General features: G+C 50.1%; 17 protein-coding genes and 1 pseudogene. 10 read left to right on the plus strand and 8 right to left on the minus strand.

The window, feature by feature from the left end:
- Positions 1–27: 27 nt before the first annotated feature.
- The 4 genes from MKX51_RS32460 (at position 28) to MKX51_RS32475 (ending at position 8504) form a co-directional block, all read left to right on the plus strand.
- The gene (locus MKX51_RS32460) at positions 28–1074 is read left to right on the plus strand and encodes a glycoside hydrolase family 130 protein (RefSeq protein ID WP_340995303.1); all 1047 of its coding nucleotides are present in this window, start codon (positions 28–30) and stop codon (positions 1072–1074) included.
- Between the two features lie 138 nt (positions 1075–1212).
- Positions 1213–5700 carry a polysaccharide lyase family 8 super-sandwich domain-containing protein gene (locus tag MKX51_RS32465; RefSeq protein WP_340995304.1) on the plus strand — a complete coding sequence of 1496 codons (4488 nt, stop codon included), beginning with the start codon at positions 1213–1215 and terminating at the stop codon, positions 5698–5700.
- 148 nt (positions 5701–5848) lie between these two features.
- Positions 5849–7156, plus strand: coding sequence for an aminoacetone oxidase family FAD-binding enzyme (locus tag MKX51_RS32470; protein ID WP_340995306.1), 1308 nt, complete (start codon positions 5849–5851; stop codon positions 7154–7156).
- A gap of 31 nt (positions 7157–7187) precedes the next feature.
- Positions 7188–8504, plus strand: a complete 1317-nt coding sequence (locus MKX51_RS32475; protein WP_340995308.1) for a BaiN/RdsA family NAD(P)/FAD-dependent oxidoreductase — start codon at positions 7188–7190, stop codon at positions 8502–8504.
- A 101-nt stretch (positions 8505–8605) separates the two neighbouring features.
- Here MKX51_RS32475 and MKX51_RS32480 read toward each other — a convergent pair whose 3' ends face one another.
- Both MKX51_RS32480 and MKX51_RS32485 read right to left on the minus strand, forming a co-directional pair.
- Positions 8606–9010, minus strand: coding sequence for a type II toxin-antitoxin system death-on-curing family toxin (locus MKX51_RS32480; protein WP_340995309.1), 405 nt, complete (start codon positions 9008–9010; stop codon positions 8606–8608).
- Positions 9007–9270: an AbrB/MazE/SpoVT family DNA-binding domain-containing protein gene (locus MKX51_RS32485; RefSeq protein ID WP_340945558.1), complete on the minus strand. Its 264-nt coding sequence runs from the start codon at positions 9268–9270 to the stop codon at positions 9007–9009. The genes MKX51_RS32480 and MKX51_RS32485 overlap by 4 nt, the downstream gene beginning before the upstream one ends.
- A gap of 193 nt (positions 9271–9463) precedes the next feature.
- Here MKX51_RS32485 and MKX51_RS32490 point away from each other — a divergent pair, with 193 nt between their 5' ends.
- Positions 9464–9817 (plus strand): nitrous oxide-stimulated promoter family protein, encoded by a 354-nt coding sequence (locus tag MKX51_RS32490; RefSeq protein WP_340995310.1) that lies wholly within the window; start codon positions 9464–9466, stop codon positions 9815–9817.
- 249 nt (positions 9818–10066) lie between these two features.
- Complete coding sequence (locus tag MKX51_RS32495; RefSeq protein WP_340995312.1) at positions 10067–11011, plus strand: DUF3800 domain-containing protein; 945 nt, start codon at positions 10067–10069, stop codon at positions 11009–11011.
- A gap of 71 nt (positions 11012–11082) precedes the next feature.
- Here the strand turns inward: MKX51_RS32495 and MKX51_RS32500 are convergent, their stop codons facing one another.
- Genes MKX51_RS32500 through MKX51_RS32510 form a run of 3 tightly spaced genes read right to left on the minus strand, consistent with a single transcriptional unit; the run spans position 11083 to position 13667 of the window.
- Positions 11083–11550 carry a GNAT family N-acetyltransferase gene (locus tag MKX51_RS32500; protein ID WP_340995313.1) on the minus strand — a complete coding sequence of 156 codons (468 nt, stop codon included), beginning with the start codon at positions 11548–11550 and terminating at the stop codon, positions 11083–11085.
- Positions 11474–12970: a HAMP domain-containing sensor histidine kinase gene (locus tag MKX51_RS32505; protein ID WP_340995315.1), complete on the minus strand. Its 1497-nt coding sequence runs from the start codon at positions 12968–12970 to the stop codon at positions 11474–11476. Before MKX51_RS32505 ends, MKX51_RS32500 begins: the two co-directional genes overlap by 77 nt.
- Positions 12963–13667 (minus strand): response regulator transcription factor, encoded by a 705-nt coding sequence (locus tag MKX51_RS32510; protein ID WP_340995316.1) that lies wholly within the window; start codon positions 13665–13667, stop codon positions 12963–12965. The genes MKX51_RS32505 and MKX51_RS32510 overlap by 8 nt, the downstream gene beginning before the upstream one ends.
- A 177-nt stretch (positions 13668–13844) precedes the next feature.
- Between MKX51_RS32510 and MKX51_RS32515 the strand changes: the two genes are divergently transcribed.
- The 4 genes and pseudogenes from MKX51_RS32515 to MKX51_RS32530 all read left to right on the plus strand — a co-directional run.
- Complete coding sequence (locus MKX51_RS32515) at positions 13845–14549, plus strand: TVP38/TMEM64 family protein (protein WP_340945546.1); 705 nt, start codon at positions 13845–13847, stop codon at positions 14547–14549.
- Positions 14550–14613: 64 nt separating this feature from the next.
- Positions 14614–15003, plus strand: coding sequence for a DUF948 domain-containing protein (locus tag MKX51_RS32520; protein WP_340995317.1), 390 nt, complete (start codon positions 14614–14616; stop codon positions 15001–15003).
- A 312-nt stretch (positions 15004–15315) separates the two neighbouring features.
- A complete protein-coding gene (locus MKX51_RS32525; RefSeq protein ID WP_340995318.1) occupies positions 15316–17457 on the plus strand; it encodes a pectate lyase family protein in 2142 nt (713 codons plus the stop codon).
- 15 nt (positions 17458–17472) lie between these two features.
- Positions 17473–17607 (plus strand): annotated as a pseudogene (locus tag MKX51_RS32530) (M48 metallopeptidase family protein); the annotation flags it as partial.
- On the opposite strand, the gene MKX51_RS32535 reads toward MKX51_RS32530, so the two are convergent.
- The 3 genes from MKX51_RS32535 to MKX51_RS32545 form a co-directional block, all read right to left on the minus strand.
- Entirely contained in the window at positions 17598–18683 is a 1086-nt protein-coding gene (locus tag MKX51_RS32535; RefSeq protein ID WP_340995319.1) for a saccharopine dehydrogenase, read from the minus strand. The pseudogene MKX51_RS32530 and the gene MKX51_RS32535 overlap by 10 nt on opposite strands.
- Before the next feature lie 98 nt (positions 18684–18781).
- The gene (locus MKX51_RS32540) at positions 18782–19102 is read right to left on the minus strand and encodes an ArsR/SmtB family transcription factor (protein ID WP_340945537.1); all 321 of its coding nucleotides are present in this window, start codon (positions 19100–19102) and stop codon (positions 18782–18784) included.
- A 121-nt stretch (positions 19103–19223) separates the two neighbouring features.
- A complete protein-coding gene (locus tag MKX51_RS32545; protein ID WP_036726310.1) occupies positions 19224–19451 on the minus strand; it encodes a helix-turn-helix domain-containing protein in 228 nt (75 codons plus the stop codon).
- Positions 19452–19456: the final 5 nt, after the last annotated feature.

Here is a 19456-nt window from a genome sequence, read left to right on the forward strand (position 1 = left end):
CTTCACACACAGAAAGAGGTCACTCCAATGAAAATAACACGCAGCGCGCATAATCCGCTGATTGAAGCCGGGGATGTTGTCCCCTCCCGTCCCGATTTCCGGGTGCTGGGTGCCTTCAATGCAGGCGTGGCGCAGCTACAGGATGAGACGATCCTCTTGCTGCGCGTTGCCGAAGCGCCGATATCGGACCAGGCGGACGAGGTGCTCGTTCCCCGGCTGAATGAGTCAGGGACGGAGGTGCAGGTGGAGCGTTACGACAAGAGCGATCCGGGCTATGATTTCTCCGACTCGCGCTTCGTAGCCAAGGACGGACAGACGGTCATGCTCACCTCCTTATCCCATCTGCGGGTAGCACGAAGCCGGGATGGCATTCATTTCGAGGTGGAGCCGCAGCCGGCCCTGTTCCCGGAGCATCCTCTGGAAGCCTGGGGGATCGAAGATCCGCGGGTGACCCGGATCGGGGACACCTATTACATTACTTACAGCGCGGCCTCCGCGCGCGGTGTCGGTGTCGGGCTGGCGGAGACCCGCGACTTTCAGACGTTCAAGCGGCGCGGGATGATGCTGCCTCCCGAGAATAAGGATGTCATGATTTTCCCCGAGAAAATTGGCGGCAAATACTACGCCCTGCATCGTCCGGTGCCGAAGTCATTCGGCGCTCCCGAGATGTGGATCGCGGAATCGCCCGATCTGGATCATTGGGGGAACCACCGCTTCCTGATGGGACTCGGCGAGCAGGGCTGGGACTCGGCCCGTATGGGCGGCGGGGCGGTTCCGATTCGAACTGAACGCGGCTGGCTTGCACTGTATCATGGCGCGGACAGCAGCCACCGTTATTGTATGGGAGCGGTGCTGCTGGATCTGGAGGACCCGTCCCGGGTCATTGCGAGATCGCGTGTCCCGGTGCTGGAGCCGGAAGCTTCCTATGAGGTGAACGGATTCTTCGGCAAGGTCGTGTTCTCATGCGGAGCCCTGCTGCTGGACCAGACGGTCCGTATGTATTACGGAGCTGCGGACGAAGTGATGGCAGTGGCGGACATTCCCCTGGAGGATATATTAAGTACGCTGTGGTAAAAAGCTGGAGGCAGTGCAAGCTGCCTTCTTTCATCCGCTAAAAGGAAAGCGCTGTCAAAATAATGGCCCAGATAGCAAAGGAGCGTGTACATGACTGGTAACATGCAAAGTAGGATCAAGAGATGGATATGTCTCGTTATGGTTGGTTTGATGATCTCGACCCTCGGGTTCCACTACCCTGTATCGGCAGATGGATCGTCGCAAGAGCTGGCTGAAATGAAGCTGATGAAGCAGCGGGTGGTAGACTTCTATATCTCCAAAGATATCATCAATGACGGCACGAATGGGCGGGTCGAATGGACTTTTAAATCACAGGCCGGAACCTACTTATCTAGTCAAAAGGCGAATGGAAGCTGGGGCGATGTAGATTATACCAGTACGGCTTCCAGTGCCAACGGCAGAGCTTGGTCGCCTTACCTTGCGCTGGACCGGATGCAGTCGATGGCTCAGGCTTTTGCAGACCCGAAGGGGCCTTACTATCACGATGAAGCCCTGTTAGCCGGTATTCAGAAAGCACTGGATCACTGGTTCACGGTCAAGCCGACCTCCACTAATTGGTGGGAGACCGGGATCGGCAAACAATTACGGCTCAGCAAAGTTGCACTGCTATGCGAGGGCTATCTGACTGCGGAGCAGGCTGCCAATATTATCGACACGTTAGACAGTAAACCGAATACGATCGATGGGGCCAATTCGTCCTGGTACAATCAGAATTATATGATCCGCGGCTTACTGCTGGAGGATACCCAGAATGTCCGTAGCGCTGTAGAGGCGTTTAACGTGCTCTCGGCGGTGACGGAGACGCTAACGGGAATCCAGTCTGACATGTCCTTTTTCATGCATGGGAAGACGAATTATACCACGGGCTACGGAAGAAGCTTCGCCAGAGATATGTCCTTCTGGGCTTATGTCGTCTCGGGCACAAGCTTCGCTTACAGCCAGGCGGCCATTGACTCGTTGTCCTCTTATGTGCTGGATGGAACCAGATATCTGGTCAGAGGCGATGTTGCCGATCTCGGCATGGGAATGAACGGACCGGAGTGGCCGGATTATGAGAGCTCTGCGCTGACCTTCTATGAAGATCCGCTGGAGTGGATGCAGGCGGCTAACCCGAAGCGGGCGGATGAGTTCGCTGTTTTCCTGAATAACATCCGGGGTATTGGCACGGTCTCGGGCAATGGACTGGATGCGAACAATATGACGCAATGGCAGACCCTGGTCTCCTCTCATATGCGCAAGGATTACGGAATTACAGTCAAGATGTCCTCCAGCACGGTCAAGGGCGGTGAATGGAGAACCATTAATCCAAGCGGATATAACCTGCTCTATTGGACTTCGCAAGGCGCCACGGCCATTCAGAGAACCGGGGATGAGTACAGAACGGTGTACCCGCTGATGGACTGGAATCATGTTCCGGGAACAACAGCTCCCTACGTTTTCACGAAGGAGAATAACTTCAACAACCCGAAGACCTTTGTAGGCGGCGTAACCAATGAGCGCTACGGAGCCACGGCGTTTGATTTCAATAAGCTGAGTACCAGCGGGAAAAAGGGCTACTTTTTCTTCGATGATGAAATGGTAGCGCTGGGCGCAGGCATCACTTCAACGAATGCTGCACCGGTCCATACCACGCTGAACCAGAGTCTGGCAGTAGGCGATGTGCTCGTTGACGGCAAAGCTGTTGCAGACGCAACGTCGAAGGTGAACGGACGCTGGGCCTATAACGATCATACCGGTTATGTGTTCCCGGATAAGACGGACTTCCAGGTGAAGCAGGAGACGAAGACCGGGAAATGGAGCGATGTGGTTACTGGCAGTGCACCAGAACCGATCACGAAGCCGGTGTTCTCGATGTGGCTGGATCACGGCGTGAAGCCGGTCAATGCCTCCTATCAATACATCGTATTGCCGGGTAAAACCGCCGGGGAGGTTGGCAGCTACGCGGAAGCAAACCCGATTAGTATTCTCGCGAATACCCCGTCCGTGCAAGCGGTCCGGCACCGTTCGCTTGGCATTGCGGAGTTGCTGTTCTATCAGCCGGGTACGGTGACGCTAAGAGAAGGACTGACTGTCACCGTAGATAAACCGTCGATGGTGATCGTTGATGAATCCGCGGACCCTGTCCGCATCTCGGTGGCGAATCCCGAAACGCCGGGGATTACCGTTAATGTAACGCTGAACCGGAACGGGGACCAGACTACAACCACGTACAGACTCGGTAAAGATACGTTCACCGGGCGGAGTGAGACGATAAGCGAGGGAGCTTCCATCGACGACAGCGGGTATGATCTCGCTTACAGTAAAGGAGCGGCTGCTTCCTCCAGCGTAGGCAAGCAATTTGCTTCCAATGCTAACGATCTCTACAGAACCTCCAGCTGGAGTTCTAACGCTTCGGACGATGAATGGATTTATGTGGATCTGCAGGATCAATATATGATCAATAAGGTTAGACTGCATTGGGAGAAGGCTTACGGCAAAAGCTATAAAATCCAAGTATCCGATGATGCGGCTACCTGGAAGGATGTTTATGCGACCTCGATGGGAGATGGGGGAACCGATGACATTACGTTCGGTAAAACCAGTGCCAGATTCGTCCGCATGCAGGGCGTTCAGCAGGGAACCGGAGAGGGCTACTCGCTTGCTGAATTTAACGTGTATGAAGCGGTTGCCCTGAACCTTGCGGAAGGCAAAACCGTGATTGCAAGCTCATCCAAAGCCGCCGATGTGGCAGTGGGGAATGCGGTAGACGGCTCATTGACGACCCGCTGGGGGTCCAACTATGCCGATCCGCAGTGGATTTATGTCGATCTTGGCGCAAGTCAGCCTATTGCTAAGGTCATGCTGCACTGGGAAAGCTCGTATGGAAAGGAATACCGCATCGATGTCTCCGATACGCTGGACGACTGGAAGACAGTATATAGTACATCCAGCGGAGACGGAGATATCGACGAGATCTCTATCGATTCGGTGAATGCCAGATATGTCCGGATGTACGGAACTCAGAGAGCATCCAAGTACGGATACTCGCTCTGGGAATTCAAAGTGTTCGGACCAGAGAACGCAGAGAGGGTTCCGGCCCGGGTTGAGCTGGCGGCAGCGCCATCTTCGGTGGTGCCTGGAGGCAAAGTATCCGTTACGGGGGCCGTTTATGGGGACAACGATCTTCCGGTTCCGGGTGTAGACGTTGAACTCATAGCAGCCGATGGTAGCCTTGAACCTGCTAAAGTAACTACAGATGTGTACGGCAAGTTCAGTACGATCTATACTGCAGCATCGGTTCCCGGTAAGGTATCCATCTCGGCCGTACTGCCGGCAAGTCCATTCGTGACAGGGGCGGTTACCGTATCCGTTGAAGAAGAGGCTGTGCCTGTATCCGCCCGGATTGAACTGCAGGCCACACCGTCCTCCGTATCCGCTGGAGGCAAAGTGTCCGTTACGGGAACCGTCTATGACGGTGAAGATCTTCCGTTAGCCGGTGCTGCGGTCAGTCTCATGGCAGCCTCGGGTAGTTTCGAGCCTGCACTTGCCGTAACGGATGAGAACGGAAGGTTCAGTACGGTGTTTACGGCACCATCCGCAGCCGGGGATATCGCAATTACGGCTGTACTGACCGGCAATCCTTCCGTGACGAATACGGTTACCGTTTCGGTTAGCAAGGCGATACCGGTACCTGCTCTTATTGAACTACAGGCAGCACCGTCTACTGTGAATACCGGAGATGAAGTATCCATCACAGGGATCGTCTCGGGTAGTGACAATCTTCCGGTCTCCGGCGTAGAGGTTGCACTCGCGGCTTCCTCGGGCAGCCTTGAGCCTGCTCATGCCGTCACAGACGCGAACGGCCGGTTCAGCGCGGTCCTTACGGCACCGTCCACATCTGGAGAAGTGACGGTTACGGCGGTCTTGAGTGCGTATCCGTCCATTACGGGGAAAATCAACGTTTCGGTTAACGAGCGTTCGGGCGGCGGAAACGGCGGCGATCCGGGAGGTGAAGGGCCAGTGACTCCGACAGTACCAGTGCCGCCGGTTATTGTTGGAACGCCTAGTAAGCCGGACGAGAGTCCGCAAACCCCGGCTACTCCTCCGGTGGCTGGTCCATCCCTCACCGATATTGCGGGCCATTGGGCCGAAGCCAGTATCAGTGAAGCTGTTCGGTTGGGCATCATTACAGGGTATCCGAACGGCTCGTTCCAGCCTAACCGTAACGTCACCCGTGCTGAATTCACGGTGATGCTGGCGAAGGCGTTGAAGCTTCAGAACACAGAAGCAGCGTTGTCCTTCAAGGACAATGACCGGATCGGTTCGTGGGCCCGGACCGCCATCTCGCAGGCGGTAGCCATGGGAATCATCCAAGGGGATAACCAGAGCAACTTCCGCCCGGATGCGCCTGTAACCAGAGCGGAAATGGCCGTCATGCTGGCGAGAGCTTTACATCTGGCTCCTGTTGCCCGCTCCGCAGGATTCACGGATGACCGCGACATCCCGGCCTGGGCAGTTGGAGCAGCAGCCGAGATGAAGAAGTCGGGACTGATGCAAGGCAAAGGCAACAACAGCTTCTTCCCGAAGGATGCCGCAACGCGGGCAGAGACCGTCACAGTTCTGCTTAGAATGCTGGCAGCTAAGTAAACATAACCAACCTTTCATTTGTATACGTTAGAACACGGCAAAGCAGCGATTCTCCTGTTGTTAGGGAATCGCTGCTTTGCTTATGCTATAATTTAATAAAGTGTTTTTGAGCTTAGAGAAAATTGGATAAAGGATGCATCGACCAACCATGTATGAGAATCAGACTTCTATGCACCACAAGCTCTTTATTATCGGCGCAGGTGCTGCCGGACTAATGGCTGCTGTTACTGCGAGTGATATGGGGATCGATACTGCCATTCTGGAGAGTAACGACCGGATTGGCAAGAAGATCTTAATGACAGGTGATGGCCGCTGCAACATTACGAATGAATCCACTGTGACAGATACGGATGAAGCAGCTGCTTTATCGCGCAAATATCACAGTAATCAATCCGAATTTCCGCTTGCAGTAGTGCAGCAGTATGGCGTCAGTCAGACGATTGATTTTTTCTCCTTTCTCGGGCTGCCGCTGACAAGACTCAAGGGGGGCTTGCTGTACCCGATGTCGCTGCAGGCAGCGGCGGTACTGGATATTTTCCAGCTGGCGCTAGAGGATCGGAATGTTCCCGTATACCTTAAGAATAAAGTGGTGGATGTTACGGCTTCGGCAGATCATTCTCGCTTCACGATAAAATGCCTAACCGAGACAGAGGAAGAGGTTGTGTATACTAGCGACTATCTGCTTCTGTCTACGGGGGGCAACACCGGTCCCAATGCAGGAAAAGAACCTCCGGGTTATACCCTTGCCGAACGTCTGGGGCACACCGTGATTGAGCCTTTTCCGGCCATTGTGCAATTGAAGCTGCAATATCCGAATATGAGGGCACTGTCCAGTATCAAATCCCAGGGACAAGCCCATATCCTTGTAAAGGGTAAAGTCATCGGCAGTGAACAGGGTGAGCTGGCCTTCACAGACTATGGTATTACCGGTCCGCCCATTCTCCAGTTAAGCCGAAAGGCCGCGTATCATCTGGCAAGAGGAGAACAGGTGAAATTATCGGTGGATCTGATGCCTGGCCGCACAGAGGAAGAGCTGGTGGAGTTCCTAGAAAAGCTCTGGGAGACCTTTGGGCACCGGACCGTGGCGGATTCCCTCGTGGGTATCTTCAACAAAAAGCTTGTTACTGTTCTGCTTAAGGAGACGGGCTTAGATCAACAGCCACAGCTTCTTTGCCAGAATCTGCCGCAGAAAACTAAAGAGAACTTTTATAGGCTCTTGAAGCGTTGGGAATTTAAAGTGACGGATACCAATGGCTTTACGAATGCGCAGGTGACAGCCGGCGGCATTGATACGTCGGAGCTCACCCGGGGAACGCTGGAATCCAAGCTGGTGCCCGGGCTGTATCTGGCTGGCGAGGTGATGGATGTGGACGGAGATTTCGGCGGCTATAACCTGCAATGGGCCTGGAGTTCCGGATATGTGGCCGCCATGGCGATAGCTAAGTCCATTCAATAAATTTATTAGGAAAAGGGATGCATCAATTAACATGTATAAGGATCAGACTTCTAAGCACCACGAGCTGTTCATTATCGGTGGGGGTGCTGCAGGTCTAATGGCTGCAGTTACAGCGAGAGATCAAGGTATTGATACAGCCATTATTGAAAGCAATGACCGGCTCGGTAAGAAAATAATAACGACAGGTAACGGGCGTTGCAACATTACGAACCAATCCACCGCCACCGGTACGGATGAAGCAGCCGCTTTATCCATTAAGTATCACAGCAATCAGGCAGGATTCCCAATACATGTACTGCGGCAATTCGGTGTCCGCCAGACGATCGAATTTTTCTCCTCGCTCGGGCTTCCTTTTATGAGCTTGGAGAATGGCCGGATGTATCCGATGTCGCTGCAGGCGGCTTCGGTGCCTGGGGTGTTTAAGCTGGCGCTGGAGGACCGGAATGTTCCCGTATATTATAAACATAAAGTGCTGGATGTGACCGTTTCGGCGGGACATCCGCGGTTCGCGATAACCTGCCAGACGGAGACAGAGGAGCAGGTTGTGTATACCAGCGACTATCTTTTTCTATGTACCGGCGGCCTTACCGCTCCCAAAACAGGAACAGACGGCTCCGGTTATACACTTGTCCAGCGTCTGGGACACACCATGATCCACCCGGTGCCAGGCATTGTGCAATTGAAGCTGGATTATCCGTATTTAAAGGAACTGTCGGGCATCAAATTTGAGGGAGAGGCCCATGTGATCGTGAACCATGAGGTTATCCGCACGGAGTCCGGGGAGATTCTTTTTACAGACTATGGGATCTCGGGCCCGCCCATCCTTCAGCTAAGCAGAAAAGCTGCGTATAATCTCGGCATAGGAGAATCGGTGACCCTGTCGGTTGATTTGATGCCGGAGCGCACAGAGGAAGAGTTAATTGATTTCCTGGAGATCCACTGGGGGATCTTCGGACACCGGACGGTTGCCGATTCCTTCGTGGGTATCGTCAGCAAGAAACTGATTCCAGTGCTGCTGAAGGAGGCTGGAATTGATCAACAGCTGCATCTGCTGTGTCAGGATCTATCGTGGAAAACCAAGAAAATATTCTATAAACTATTGAAGCGTTGGGAATTTAAAATCACCGATACCAACAGCTTCACGAATGCACAGACCACTGCCGGTGGCATCGATACGACGGAGCTAGTCGAAGGAACGCTCGAATCTAAGCTGGTGCCGGGACTCTATTTGGCCGGTGAGGTGATGGATGTGGACGGCGATTGCGGCGGCTATAACCTGCAATGGGCCTGGAGCTCCGGATATGTCGCCGCGATGGCGCTTGCGGACTGGCGTGCCCGCATCACGTAAGGGTAGAGGGCCGCTGACAATACAGTACTAATGAAGGCACCTTTAAGGGTGTCTTTTTTTGGATTTTCAGACCTCCGAAAGATTCTTTAATGTTCGCTTTTTTATATTTTTCCAGCGACACAGTGTGCTTTAATAAGTTTAGTTAATGCTTGAAGTTCATATTTATGGTTAACCATATCAACAGTGAAGTCTTCTGCTTTTTTGACATCCATATTAAAGAACAAGTCATTATAGCTTAGGAAAATAACAAGTGCTGTGAAAGCAGTACGTTTATTTGCATTGTGAAACGGATGGTTTTGACCCAGTGACTCGAACAAAGCGGCGGCTTTTTCAAAAATGGTAGGGTAAGCATCTTCTTCAAAAGCTGAAGATTGTGGGCGAAGGACAGCAGATTCGAGCAGTCCCGGCTCTTTTACACCAACTTGTTCACCGGGACTATAGCGTTGAATCATTGCGAGATTAATGGCTATGACTTCTTGGACGGATAAATAACGGGTTTGAATCATCTGTCTTTGAGACCATGTAAGGTCTGATCGTATTGATTAATAACATCTGCCAAAGAATCCATAAAATCTTCACTAATTCCATGAGGAAGCGATACCTTTGTTGACTTTTTTATAATAATTTCTCCAGTGGACTGGTTTATGTCGATAAGAACGGTATCCCCTTGATCCAGCCCTATTTGCTTTAGTGCATCAGTCATTGTTATACCTAAGCTGTTTCCGAATTTAGTGACTTTTCGTTCCATTTCAACCATCCTATTCATTAAAAGTCCTCCTCAATATTGTATTCAACTGTTATAACAATTATACATTAGGGATGGCTTAACGTAAATATGCTAAGCAACTGTTAAGCCTATCCTGATCGTCCATGTTAACAGGTTTTTAAGGACCTAAAGAATTGTTGATAGGACTAGATTTAAATGAATAAGTTCAACTAAGCCAAGGAGGCCTTATTATATGAGCAGAGAGGCTGAGAAGCCACTGAACGATGGCCCTATAATCCGCAAGGAAAAGGTTATTGCTTCAAAAATGATCCGTATCTATTGCAAGAAAAAACATCATAAAAAGGAGCTCTGTGAGGAATGCCGGAATTTAAATGAGTATGTCATGAAAAGACTCTCCTACTGCAAATTTGGTGAAGAGAAAACCGCTTGTGCGAAGTGTCCGATTCATTGTTATACACCCGTCTACCGCCAGAAAATCAAGGGAGTTATGCGTTTCTCGGGACCATGGATGTTGTTGTATCATCCGTTAGAGTCCATAAAGCATATCCCCATGCCGGAGAAGTTAAAAAGACCGCTGTCCCGATAGTCGGCAGCCACCTCCCACGGTTGCCGGGCGAATGGCGCTACATCATCTCCTGTAGGTTTTGGTCCAGGAAAATAAAAAACCCAACTCTGCTAACGAAGCGGAGAAGGGTCTTTTCAGGATATAGTCAGCTCCACTAAAGAAGCGGAGAAGACTGTATCCATCCGTATTATTTCTGTGTATTCATGATATTATGTATGTGTGCGAAAGTCAAGTTATACGTTATCATTTTGGTTATTTAGGATGTGTACAATGATCTATAATATCTATTTCGATGAAGCAAATAAAATTGACCAGCCGGGAAAAGCAAATTCATATTACGGTGCGTATGGTGGTAGTGAGCAGACCATGTCTGAAATAGGACATTCGGTACAACGTATATATGATGAGCTTGGAACTAAGAGCGAGCTCCATTTCAGGGAATACAATCATGATCAGTATTTAAAGAAATATTTTAAGGCTCTTCATTATATTATCAATCAGGATGTTAATATTAATATTCTGATTGTTAGCAACACAGAAGCGCATAGTATAGCTAGACAACTAAACCTGACAATGAAGGAGCTACGGAACCTTTTTTATATCAAAATTCCCGAGAGGCTGTTCTACGGGGTAACGCGGCACTTGCAGGGTCAGGTGGATGTTAACATTAAAATTGATCGCAACGATGAATACGACGCTCTTGGACTTCCTACAAAAATTAAAGAACAAATGAACGCTCATTCAGTTTATCGGAGCAAAAAGTACAAAATTTCATCGGTTAAGTCAGAAGAGTCCCATGAGTCCATTCCCCTGCAAATCATTGATACATTCATGGGAATTGTAGTGTTTTTGATGGAAAAAAGCTACATGGCAGATTCAAACACAACTCTGATAAAGAGTGATTTAGTGTATCGTTTTTTATCAGAAGGTGATAATATCGAGCGATTTATAAAGCAGATTAAGCTCTATTCATGGAACGGCAATGAGAACTTGTCTGAATTGTCTGTAGGTAATTACGTATCTCAATTTATGGTACACAAAACTCGTTATGATGTTTCAGAAATAGCCAAGCTTCAGGCGGTTATGTTAAGGAACCCTAATCTATCTGCAATGGAATACCGTAAGCTAATGGAGTATCCTAACACGTTAGCACGTATGTTGTTGGGGTATAAGGATGAAGTTGAGGGTAGGGGAAGGAATTACTCATTAAAATAGCAGCGTTGAGCATGCAAAGGAACAGGTATGAAGGTATGTCCTGCTCCCCGGCTCTTCATTGGCTACACGGATTAAACCTTCCCTTGCCCCAACCACTCCCGCTTCAATATAGCGAATTGCTGGGTATTCTCGTACTTCGGCGTTCCGTCTTCGTTCGTGGTGAAGGAGATGAATTCGAGGAAGCAGCCTTCCCGGCGCATGCCCAGCTTCTCGACCAGCTTCTGCGATCTGAAGTTGTCGTCCTCGACGTAGGCGTAGATGCGTCTGGCTTCCTGCTCCAGGAAAAGGTAGCGCAGCAGCGCGCGGGCGCTTTCGCTGGCATAGCCGACGCCCTCGTAGGCCGGGTTGAAGTGCCAGCCTACGCTATAGGTATCGGGCTCCTCTTTCATGCAGAACAGATCGCCAATAATCGCCCCGGTCTCCTTCAGAGTGACGGCCAGATGGGAGTCGTCCTGACTTCGTTCAATTGCGGTGGCGATGGCTTCTTCTAACGTGGAGAGGCGTTCGCTCAGGAAGCAGTTCACCCGCGGATTCGCCAAATACTCTAGCATCCCCGGTGCATCCGTCTCCCGGAAGTTTCTGATGATTAATCGGTCTGTAGTGAATTTTTGCATGATGATCCTCCCTAAATGAAGTGAGCGTGTTATTTACCGGCAAACGGATGTGGACGGAATACGTGTCCCCATTGCTTGTGAATGTGATTTCGCCCTTATGCTGGCTGATGATTTTGTGGCAGGTTTTGAGGCCGATCCCGGTGCTATGGACCTCATGGGCCTCCGTTTGTATAACATTCGTGATATCTATCAACAGCCAGCGGTCTTCAATCCTATACGCAATCGTGACGGGAGCAGACGTATCGGCATACTTCGTAATGTTGGAGAACAGGTTGTCGAATACCCGCCTGAAGGAGATCAGGTGAAGATCCACGCGGAAAGGGACAGGGGACGGCTCCCAGGCTACCTGGAAGCCGTGATTCTCCAGCAACATCGACTGCTCATCGATTAACTGATCCATGAGCTGAATCCCATCGTACGACTCGAACTCCAAGTCATTCTCCTCTGTGTTGTACACGGTGAAATATTCGAATAGCTTGTCGGACAGATGCTTGATCTGATAGGCTTTTTCCCTGCTGTTATGAATGTATTTCGCTAACGCTTCCTGATCCTGATATTTCTTGTATTCGATGATGTCCAGGTAGCCGACCAATGCGGTGAGCGGTGTCCGCAGATCGTGGGACATGGCGGTGACCAGCTCGCTGTTGGCCAATCTGGCCTGCTCCTCGCTCTCCAGGCGCTCGATGAACGATTTCCTCATCTCATTAATGCTCTGGGCCAGCGACGATAGCTCATCCTTCCCTTTCAGCGTAATCGGATAATCCAGATTCCCGCCCTCCAGAATTTTAATTTCCTTCTCCAGCACGCCAATGTAAGAGGTCTTCTTGTTGATGAAGAACAGGACCAGGACGATGAAGAATAAGAACGACAGAATCACACCCAGAATCGTAATGAGGTTGTAGTACTTGTATTCAAAAAAATACTCCATATAGACCTTCGCAGTCGTATCCGCAAAGGTAACCGTAGAATATTGGGATTTGCTGAAAATGCTAGGGTCCGGTAGAAACCTTGTATTCTCGGTCTTGATGGTGTACCCGTCTGTAGAGTAGAGAAATTGGTTGTCCTTATAGAGATAGAGATTTACGTACTTGGTTTTCCTGACCCATTCAGCTATTTTTGCGTCATCCTTAAGCGCAAGATGCTGCCCGGAGATATATTCCTGGAGTGCCGGAAGGGCTTGCTCTTCTTGCTTGTTGATGAACGAGCTTCTGGTCCGGTAATGCTCCAGCAGATCTTCGCCTGTGGACTGCAGCAGCAGGAACAGCATGGCAGAGGCTATGAAAGAACCGATCAGGCACAGGATTAATTTCAGTTTCAGCCTGCTCCACCGCAGCTTGTTATTCAATCCGGTACCCCTTTCCCCAGACGGTTTTGATGAACTTGGGATTCTGCGGGTCCTTCTCCAGCTTCATCCGCAGGTTGCGGATATGAACCATCACCGTATTGTTGCAGCTGTAGAAGTAAGGCTCGCCCCACACACTCTCATACAGATTCTGCGCCGAGAAAATTTTATTGCGGTTAATGGACATCAGCGCCAGCAGCTTGTACTCAATTTCGGTCAGGGTCAGCTCCTTCCCGTTCATCATTACCTCGTTGACAGTAGGATTAATGCTTAGCCCGTTGAAGGTAATCACATCTGAGGGAGCGGAGGAATCCTCCTTGCCTTTGTACACATAATACCGCCTAAGTAAGGCCTTCACCCGTGACACCATTTCGGTGTAGGAGAAGGGCTTGGACAGGTAGTCGTCACTTCCGGCCGAGAAGGCCAGTGTTTTATCAGAGTCTTGAGTCTTAGCTGTCAGAAATAGTATAGGCGCGCTGGTCAGCTCACGAATCTCCACGCAGGCCTTAATTCCCGACTTCCGGGGCATCATCATGTCCAGAATGATCAGGTCAATGGTATCGTCTACTTTATTCACGGCATCTTCACCGTCAACAGCCTCAATGACATGGTATTGCTCACTCTCCAGCAGCACCCGGACAATCTCCCGGATCTCGTGGTTGTCGTCGGCTATAAGTATGGTCTTCGCAGGATTCATCATTCCTCCATCCCCCTCCTTTCCCGGGCACTCGTCGTGCTTACATTATAGATTGTCCATAGCGCTTAAACCACCGGATGACAGGCGACTTAAGAATTCTTAAGGAATTCCATGCCCGGATCTTAAGAATATTCACCTAAGCTGGAGATATCATAAGCCAGTGAAGAGAGGGATTCGTAAATGGATTGGTTATTACAAAAAAAGCGGGTCAGCAAGGTTCTCCTCGCTTGCGTAGGCCTTGTGACCACGATCGTATTCATCAGATACCTGCCGCAGCTTCTGCGGCTGACGATGTCGCTGGACGGCTTCCGCGATTATATCCTCTCTACGGGGAAGTTAGGGCCGGTTATGCTGGTGCTCTTCCAGATTCTCCAGACGGTAATCGCCCCGATACCGGGGGAGGTCGTTCAAATTGCCGGGGGATACATCTATGGCACCACGTTAGGTGCGGTCTTCGTTACCGGGGGAATGCTGCTGGGGGCGATGATCGCCTTTTACTTCACCAGATTCCTGGGCGGATCTTTCATTGAAGGCTTGCTGCAAAGGGAGAAGTTCAAGTGGATGCGGGGGATGATGGATAATAACAAATTCTCGGTTTTCCTGTTCATTATCTTTATCATTCCCGGACTTCCCAAGGATATGTTCATCTATGCAGCGGGTTTGACGACGATGAAGCCCCTAAGATTCTTTATGATCCTGCTCATCGCCAGATTTCCGTGGCTGCTGGCCTCCGTAAGCATTGGGGCTAATATCTACCACAAGAATTATGGACCCACCATCGTCATCTCCGCTATCTCCGTCCTGGCCTTTATCTTCGGATTAATCTATAAGGACAAGCTAATTGACAAATTATCTTCCTTCAAAGGTGGCAAAAGCGGGCTGTAGCCGCAACATGCAGGAATGATGTCTGTAAGTTGGACATAGAGTGGTACTACAGGAGGCGTTGCATATGTTAATTCAGCTTAGTGTTGCTTTGGCTGCGGTTGCTTTTGTCTGTCTGGTTGCATTTGTCATCCTTACGCTGCGCAAGGGAATGACCACACTCGGCGAGACCAACAGGACGCTGGGCGAGGTGAGGAATGCGATTCATGGATTAACGGGAGAGGCGACTCAGCTCATTCACACGGCGAATCAGGTTACCCGGGATGTGAAGGGGAAGATCAAGACCATCGATCCGATCTTTGAATCGGCACATAATGTAGGGGAAGTTATTCAGACGGTGACCGAGACCTTCAAGAAGAACGCTACCGACATCGGCCAGAGCTTGAACCCAGAGCCGGAGAAGGCTGCGGTCAAAAGTAAAAGCGGCCAGATCCGCGTTAATACGAAGTTTCAGTGAGCTTTCCATTATTGATGAAGAAGCGTCAGTTCAAGGCACCCCGGACGGGTGTCTTTTTGTATGCAGGTATCATTTCGCTGCAAAATAATCATTATCTCATAATAGCGCATAATCGGAGGTGATATGAGCAAATGATTGTTTCAGCACTAATTCGGCTTCTGCTATGCTCGGGGTATCCGACAGGTTCATTTCCGTCTACTTCAAGGGTTCGGATCACCCGGTACAAGAGGAGGGAAGACACCGAAATTCCACAGGTTATTGCAAGCGGTTACAACTGTATTCTGCAACAAATTTAAATCGGGAGGCAAATCAATGAATAGAATCGTTGCGAAGGTAACCAGTATAGGATTGTTGTTTTCTCTTGGACTCACTCTGTTATTCAGCGGGTGGGGGACTGCAGTAGTACATGCTGCGGGGCTTACGGTAACAGGCAGTGGAGGCGGAAATGAAGCAGCCTACGTGGAGTGGTCACCTGTCAGTAATGCATCGGGATATAAGGTATTCATCAAAGCGGCAAGCGCCGCAGATTCCCAGTATCAGCAGCTTCATAATGAACTGATCCGCAAATATGCCTCTTACTGGAGAGCAGATGCCGTAGGATTGGCCGCTGGTAATTATGTGATCAAAGTCGAAGCCGTGCTGTCAGGCGGGGGAACGGCGAGTGCAGTGACGGGTACGCTGGCCGCTGCGCCATATGACCGGTCAGGGTTTGCATTTTCCACAGCTTCACCTTATGGTACAGGCTCTGGTGCTTATAATGACAATGGAACGCTGAAGAGCGGGGCACAGGTGCTGTATGTCACCTCTCAGAATGCGCAGACCGTAACACTTCCCGTAGTGGTCAGCAGCTCGGGTACCGTGCAGACGGGAGTAGGTCTTGGTGGTATTCTTACTCTTCGGCAAAAAGGCTATGATACCACCCCGCTCGCCATCCGGTTCATCGGAAAGGTGACAGCCGCCGACCTCAGCGGACAGCTGAACAGCAGCGGGTATCTTGAGCTCAAAGGCAAAAATAATTATACGGAAATGAACATTACCCTCGAAGGAATAGGAAAAGATGCGACTGCCTACGGCTGGGGAATGCTGCTCAGGTATACCGGGAATGTAGAGGTAAGGAACCTGGGCGTGATGTTGTTCCCGGATGACGGCATTTCCATGGATACAGGCAACGCGAATGTGTGGGTGCACAATAACGATATTTTCTATGGATCAGCGGGAAGCGATGCCGACCAGGTCAAGGGGGACGGTTCTACGGACCTCAAGAAGGGATCAACGTATATCTCTATCTCGTACAACCACTATTTTGATTCCGGAAAAGCATCACTGGTCGGACTTAGCGAGTCTGCAGAATTCTTCGTGACCTTCCATCATAACTGGTTCGATCATTCCGACTCCCGTCACCCGCGGATCAGAGTGGCTTCGGTGCATGTGTATAATAACTTCTATGACGGCGTATCCAAATATGGTGTGGGCGTAACTACCGGCGCTTCGGCCTTCGTGGAAGGAAATGTGTTCAGGAATACCAAGAACCCGATGCTAAGCTCCCTGCAAGGCACAGATGCTCTGGGCGAAGGCACGTTCTCCGGGGAGAACGGCGGGATGATCAAAGCCTACAACAACAGTATCACAGGTGCGGCCAGTCTGATCTATGCGAACTCTAGCAGCGGAACAGCTCCGGCAAACGCAGCTTCACACGATGCTTACCTGGCCTCATCGAGAAGCGAGGCCGTTCCCGGCTCGTACAAAGCACTTGTCGGCGGAACAGCATATAACAACTTCGATACGCTGGTGGATACAGGTGTCAGCGTAGCAGCTGTCGATAACGTAAGCGTAGTACAACAGAAAGTTACAGCGGGAGCCGGACGCCAAGGGGGCGGCGATTTCAGTTGGACGTTCAACAACTCCGTGGACGACGCATCCTATGCCCTCAATGCGCCGTTAATGTCTGCCATCCGCAGCTACACCTCAGGACTGGTGTCTGTGGGAGGCAATTCCGGCCCCGTAGGACCGACCCCGGCTCCATCGGCGACGCCAGTGCCGACAGTGACACCGGCGCCAACAGCGACTCCGGTGCCGACAACAACTCCCGTGCCGACAGCAGCACCTACGTCAACACCAGCCCCTGGAGCAGCGGTTCACAATTTTACAGCGTCAGGAACATCGAGCAGCTTTTTCACTATTCAGGGTAATCTCTCCACCAGCAAAGGAACGGTAGTCTATAAAGGCCTGACCTTAACGCAATGTCTGAAAATCGAGAGCGCCACCAGTATCCAGTTCAACGCAGCCAAGGCCTCAACGCTAACGCTGGTGTTCAATTCAGAGGGGACCAAAATCAAAGTCGATGGGACAAGCTATCCCATAACGAACGGCGTGGCCACTATCTCCCTTGCGGCGGGCGCACATACGATTTCGAAGGATAGTACTGCTAATTTGTATTATGTGGTGGTGGAATAATATAACTACCAACCCCATTATCGCTTGGCGATGGCATCACTGGAAGTGATGGATTGTGTCATGATTCATGAACTGTACCATATTCACCACATGAATCATGACCGTTCTTTCTGGCGGCGTATTGGTAGTATAGTGCTGGATCAGGAATAAGATACTTGAACACCGTATTGTGTGAAAAAGTGAGTGACTGCATCCATGTCCATGCGGTGATCGAACAAGTGCTCAGGATAATAAATGCCTGGAGCCATCGGCTCATCCGTCGACATCATCAGCAGTAAATTTTCGGCCTGCACCGCAGCGCCAAGTGCAGTCATATGGGTCTGACCGAGTGGATCGGAGACAGTCATCCTGCGTTCCACTACGTTACCTTTCGCATCCATGCCTTTCATTAGAATCACCAGGTGATGAGCGCTCCCGGTTCCCGGATTGTACAATAATTTCCGTCTGAAAGGCTTGAATCGATCCCCACTAATCATCTTCCATATTCCGGTTTTGACCAGTCCTGCGAGTGCATAAGTAGAAACCTTATGATCGAAGGAGATGCGAAAGCTGGCAGAATCGATATGATGGGTACGAGGCAAGGTGACATGATCAGGAGTATCCAGTCTGTAACAGTGCGTCGCGTATCCATTTGGAAACTGTATTTTAACCGGGTCAGTCATGGGATAGACAAGCCGGCTCGTATTGGATTGAGTGATATGAAAAGGAATGCTCATCCGGTCCATAAAGGCTGCTGAATCCGGGCCGGCCTTATCCCGCAGGGAGTACAAGGCATGGATGTTAACTTCAACGTTCTGAAGCGATTTCGAGAGCATCATTGCAAACAGGGAGGCCGTTCCCGCCATCCATCCGGAAGAGAGAATCACGGGGGCATGAAGCTCTTCCTGATCTATTGTGCGGATCGCTTGCTGAAAAACTTCTGTCCAGCGTGTGACATCAATGAGTGGAATTTTTCTTCGTACTGCTGCTACCAGTAGTCGGTCATCCAGATCGTTCACCGCACTAATGATTAAAGTTATATTTTCTCCTGCGTGAATCAGCGGATCGACTGCCTGGGTATCAACAACAACCGTGTGCACCCGGTCCGATGGGAAAGGGGCTGCTTTGCCAGCAGAACGACCGCCAAGCACTAACTCCAGATCAGGGTGCCTGTCATGTAAAATGCGGGCAATCTGTACCCCTACAGCACCATAGCCTCCAGCGATGAGAACCTTTTTTCTATTCATTTGTTAACCTCCGTTTATAGGTTTATGTACTTATATGTTTAAACAATTGAACATAATAGTGTGAAGAAAAGGAATGCAGTTCACCAGCGCGGCTTGCGCTAGCTCTGACATTCCACTTCTACGAGATGAACGAGCTGTTTGAGCAATTCAATAGCATCGTTGAACTCCAGTTTGTAATACATCTCAGTCCCTTTTTTCTGAACCGACAGCAGCCCGGATTGGCGCAATATTTTCAGGTGATGAGAGACTGTAGGGCGTGACATGGGAACATGCTCTGCAATCTGTGATACGTTCATGCTGTCTCGGTCAATGAGCAGCGATATGATTCGCTGGCGAACGGGATCTCCCAGACCTTGAAGATAAGGGCTTAGATTCTCGAAAATATCAATGACTTGTTGATTACCTATCGGCTCGCTCATGGCTCACTCCGTTATAATGTTTAATTGTTTAAACGTATTATAGCCTTACATGCCACCTAAATCAAATTTAATATTCATGCCATATGAAAATAGCTGTTCCGCTTGTACAATAATCTTCATATCAATCGTTCTCTTTACTATCAACCAAATCAATAATCTCCCGTATATCCTGAATATTTAAAGCCTCTGCAATTCTAATGATATGGCTAAAATTAATACTTTCTCGTTTTCCATTGGCCAGTTCGCTTAATGCAGCATGGCGGACATGTGATAGTCTAGACAACTCCCGCATCGAAATCTTATGCTTTTTAGCTAAATCAGCTATGTTTACCACTATTCTTTTTCCCATAGTAA

This window comes from Paenibacillus sp. FSL M7-0420, assembly GCF_038002345.1.
In the GTDB taxonomy this organism is placed as follows: domain Bacteria; phylum Bacillota; class Bacilli; order Paenibacillales; family Paenibacillaceae; genus Paenibacillus_AQ.

Excerpts from the sequence above, each read along its gene's own strand:
- MKX51_RS32535 (WP_340995319.1), bottom strand. The coding sequence starts at position 18,683 with ATGAATAGAAAAAAGGTTCTCATCGCTGGAGGCTATGGTGCTGTAGGG.
- MKX51_RS32460 (WP_340995303.1), top strand. The coding sequence starts at position 28 with ATGAAAATAACACGCAGCGCGCATAATCCGCTGATTGAAGCCGGGGAT.
- MKX51_RS32480 (WP_340995309.1), bottom strand. The coding sequence starts at position 9,010 with ATGATTCAAACCCGTTATTTATCCGTCCAAGAAGTCATAGCCATTAAT.
- MKX51_RS32475 (WP_340995308.1), top strand. The coding sequence starts at position 7,188 with ATGTATAAGGATCAGACTTCTAAGCACCACGAGCTGTTCATTATCGGT.
- MKX51_RS32540 (WP_340945537.1), bottom strand. The coding sequence starts at position 19,102 with ATGAGCGAGCCGATAGGTAATCAACAAGTCATTGATATTTTCGAGAAT.
- MKX51_RS32525 (WP_340995318.1), top strand. The coding sequence starts at position 15,316 with ATGAATAGAATCGTTGCGAAGGTAACCAGTATAGGATTGTTGTTTTCT.
- MKX51_RS32520 (WP_340995317.1), top strand. The coding sequence starts at position 14,614 with ATGTTAATTCAGCTTAGTGTTGCTTTGGCTGCGGTTGCTTTTGTCTGT.
- MKX51_RS32465 (WP_340995304.1), top strand. The coding sequence starts at position 1,213 with ATGGTTGGTTTGATGATCTCGACCCTCGGGTTCCACTACCCTGTATCG.
- MKX51_RS32470 (WP_340995306.1), top strand. The coding sequence starts at position 5,849 with ATGTATGAGAATCAGACTTCTATGCACCACAAGCTCTTTATTATCGGC.
- MKX51_RS32490 (WP_340995310.1), top strand. The coding sequence starts at position 9,464 with ATGAGCAGAGAGGCTGAGAAGCCACTGAACGATGGCCCTATAATCCGC.
- MKX51_RS32495 (WP_340995312.1), top strand. The coding sequence starts at position 10,067 with ATGATCTATAATATCTATTTCGATGAAGCAAATAAAATTGACCAGCCG.
- MKX51_RS32510 (WP_340995316.1), bottom strand. The coding sequence starts at position 13,667 with ATGATGAATCCTGCGAAGACCATACTTATAGCCGACGACAACCACGAG.
- MKX51_RS32545 (WP_036726310.1), bottom strand. The coding sequence starts at position 19,451 with ATGGGAAAAAGAATAGTGGTAAACATAGCTGATTTAGCTAAAAAGCAT.
- MKX51_RS32485 (WP_340945558.1), bottom strand. The coding sequence starts at position 9,270 with ATGAATAGGATGGTTGAAATGGAACGAAAAGTCACTAAATTCGGAAAC.
- MKX51_RS32515 (WP_340945546.1), top strand. The coding sequence starts at position 13,845 with ATGGATTGGTTATTACAAAAAAAGCGGGTCAGCAAGGTTCTCCTCGCT.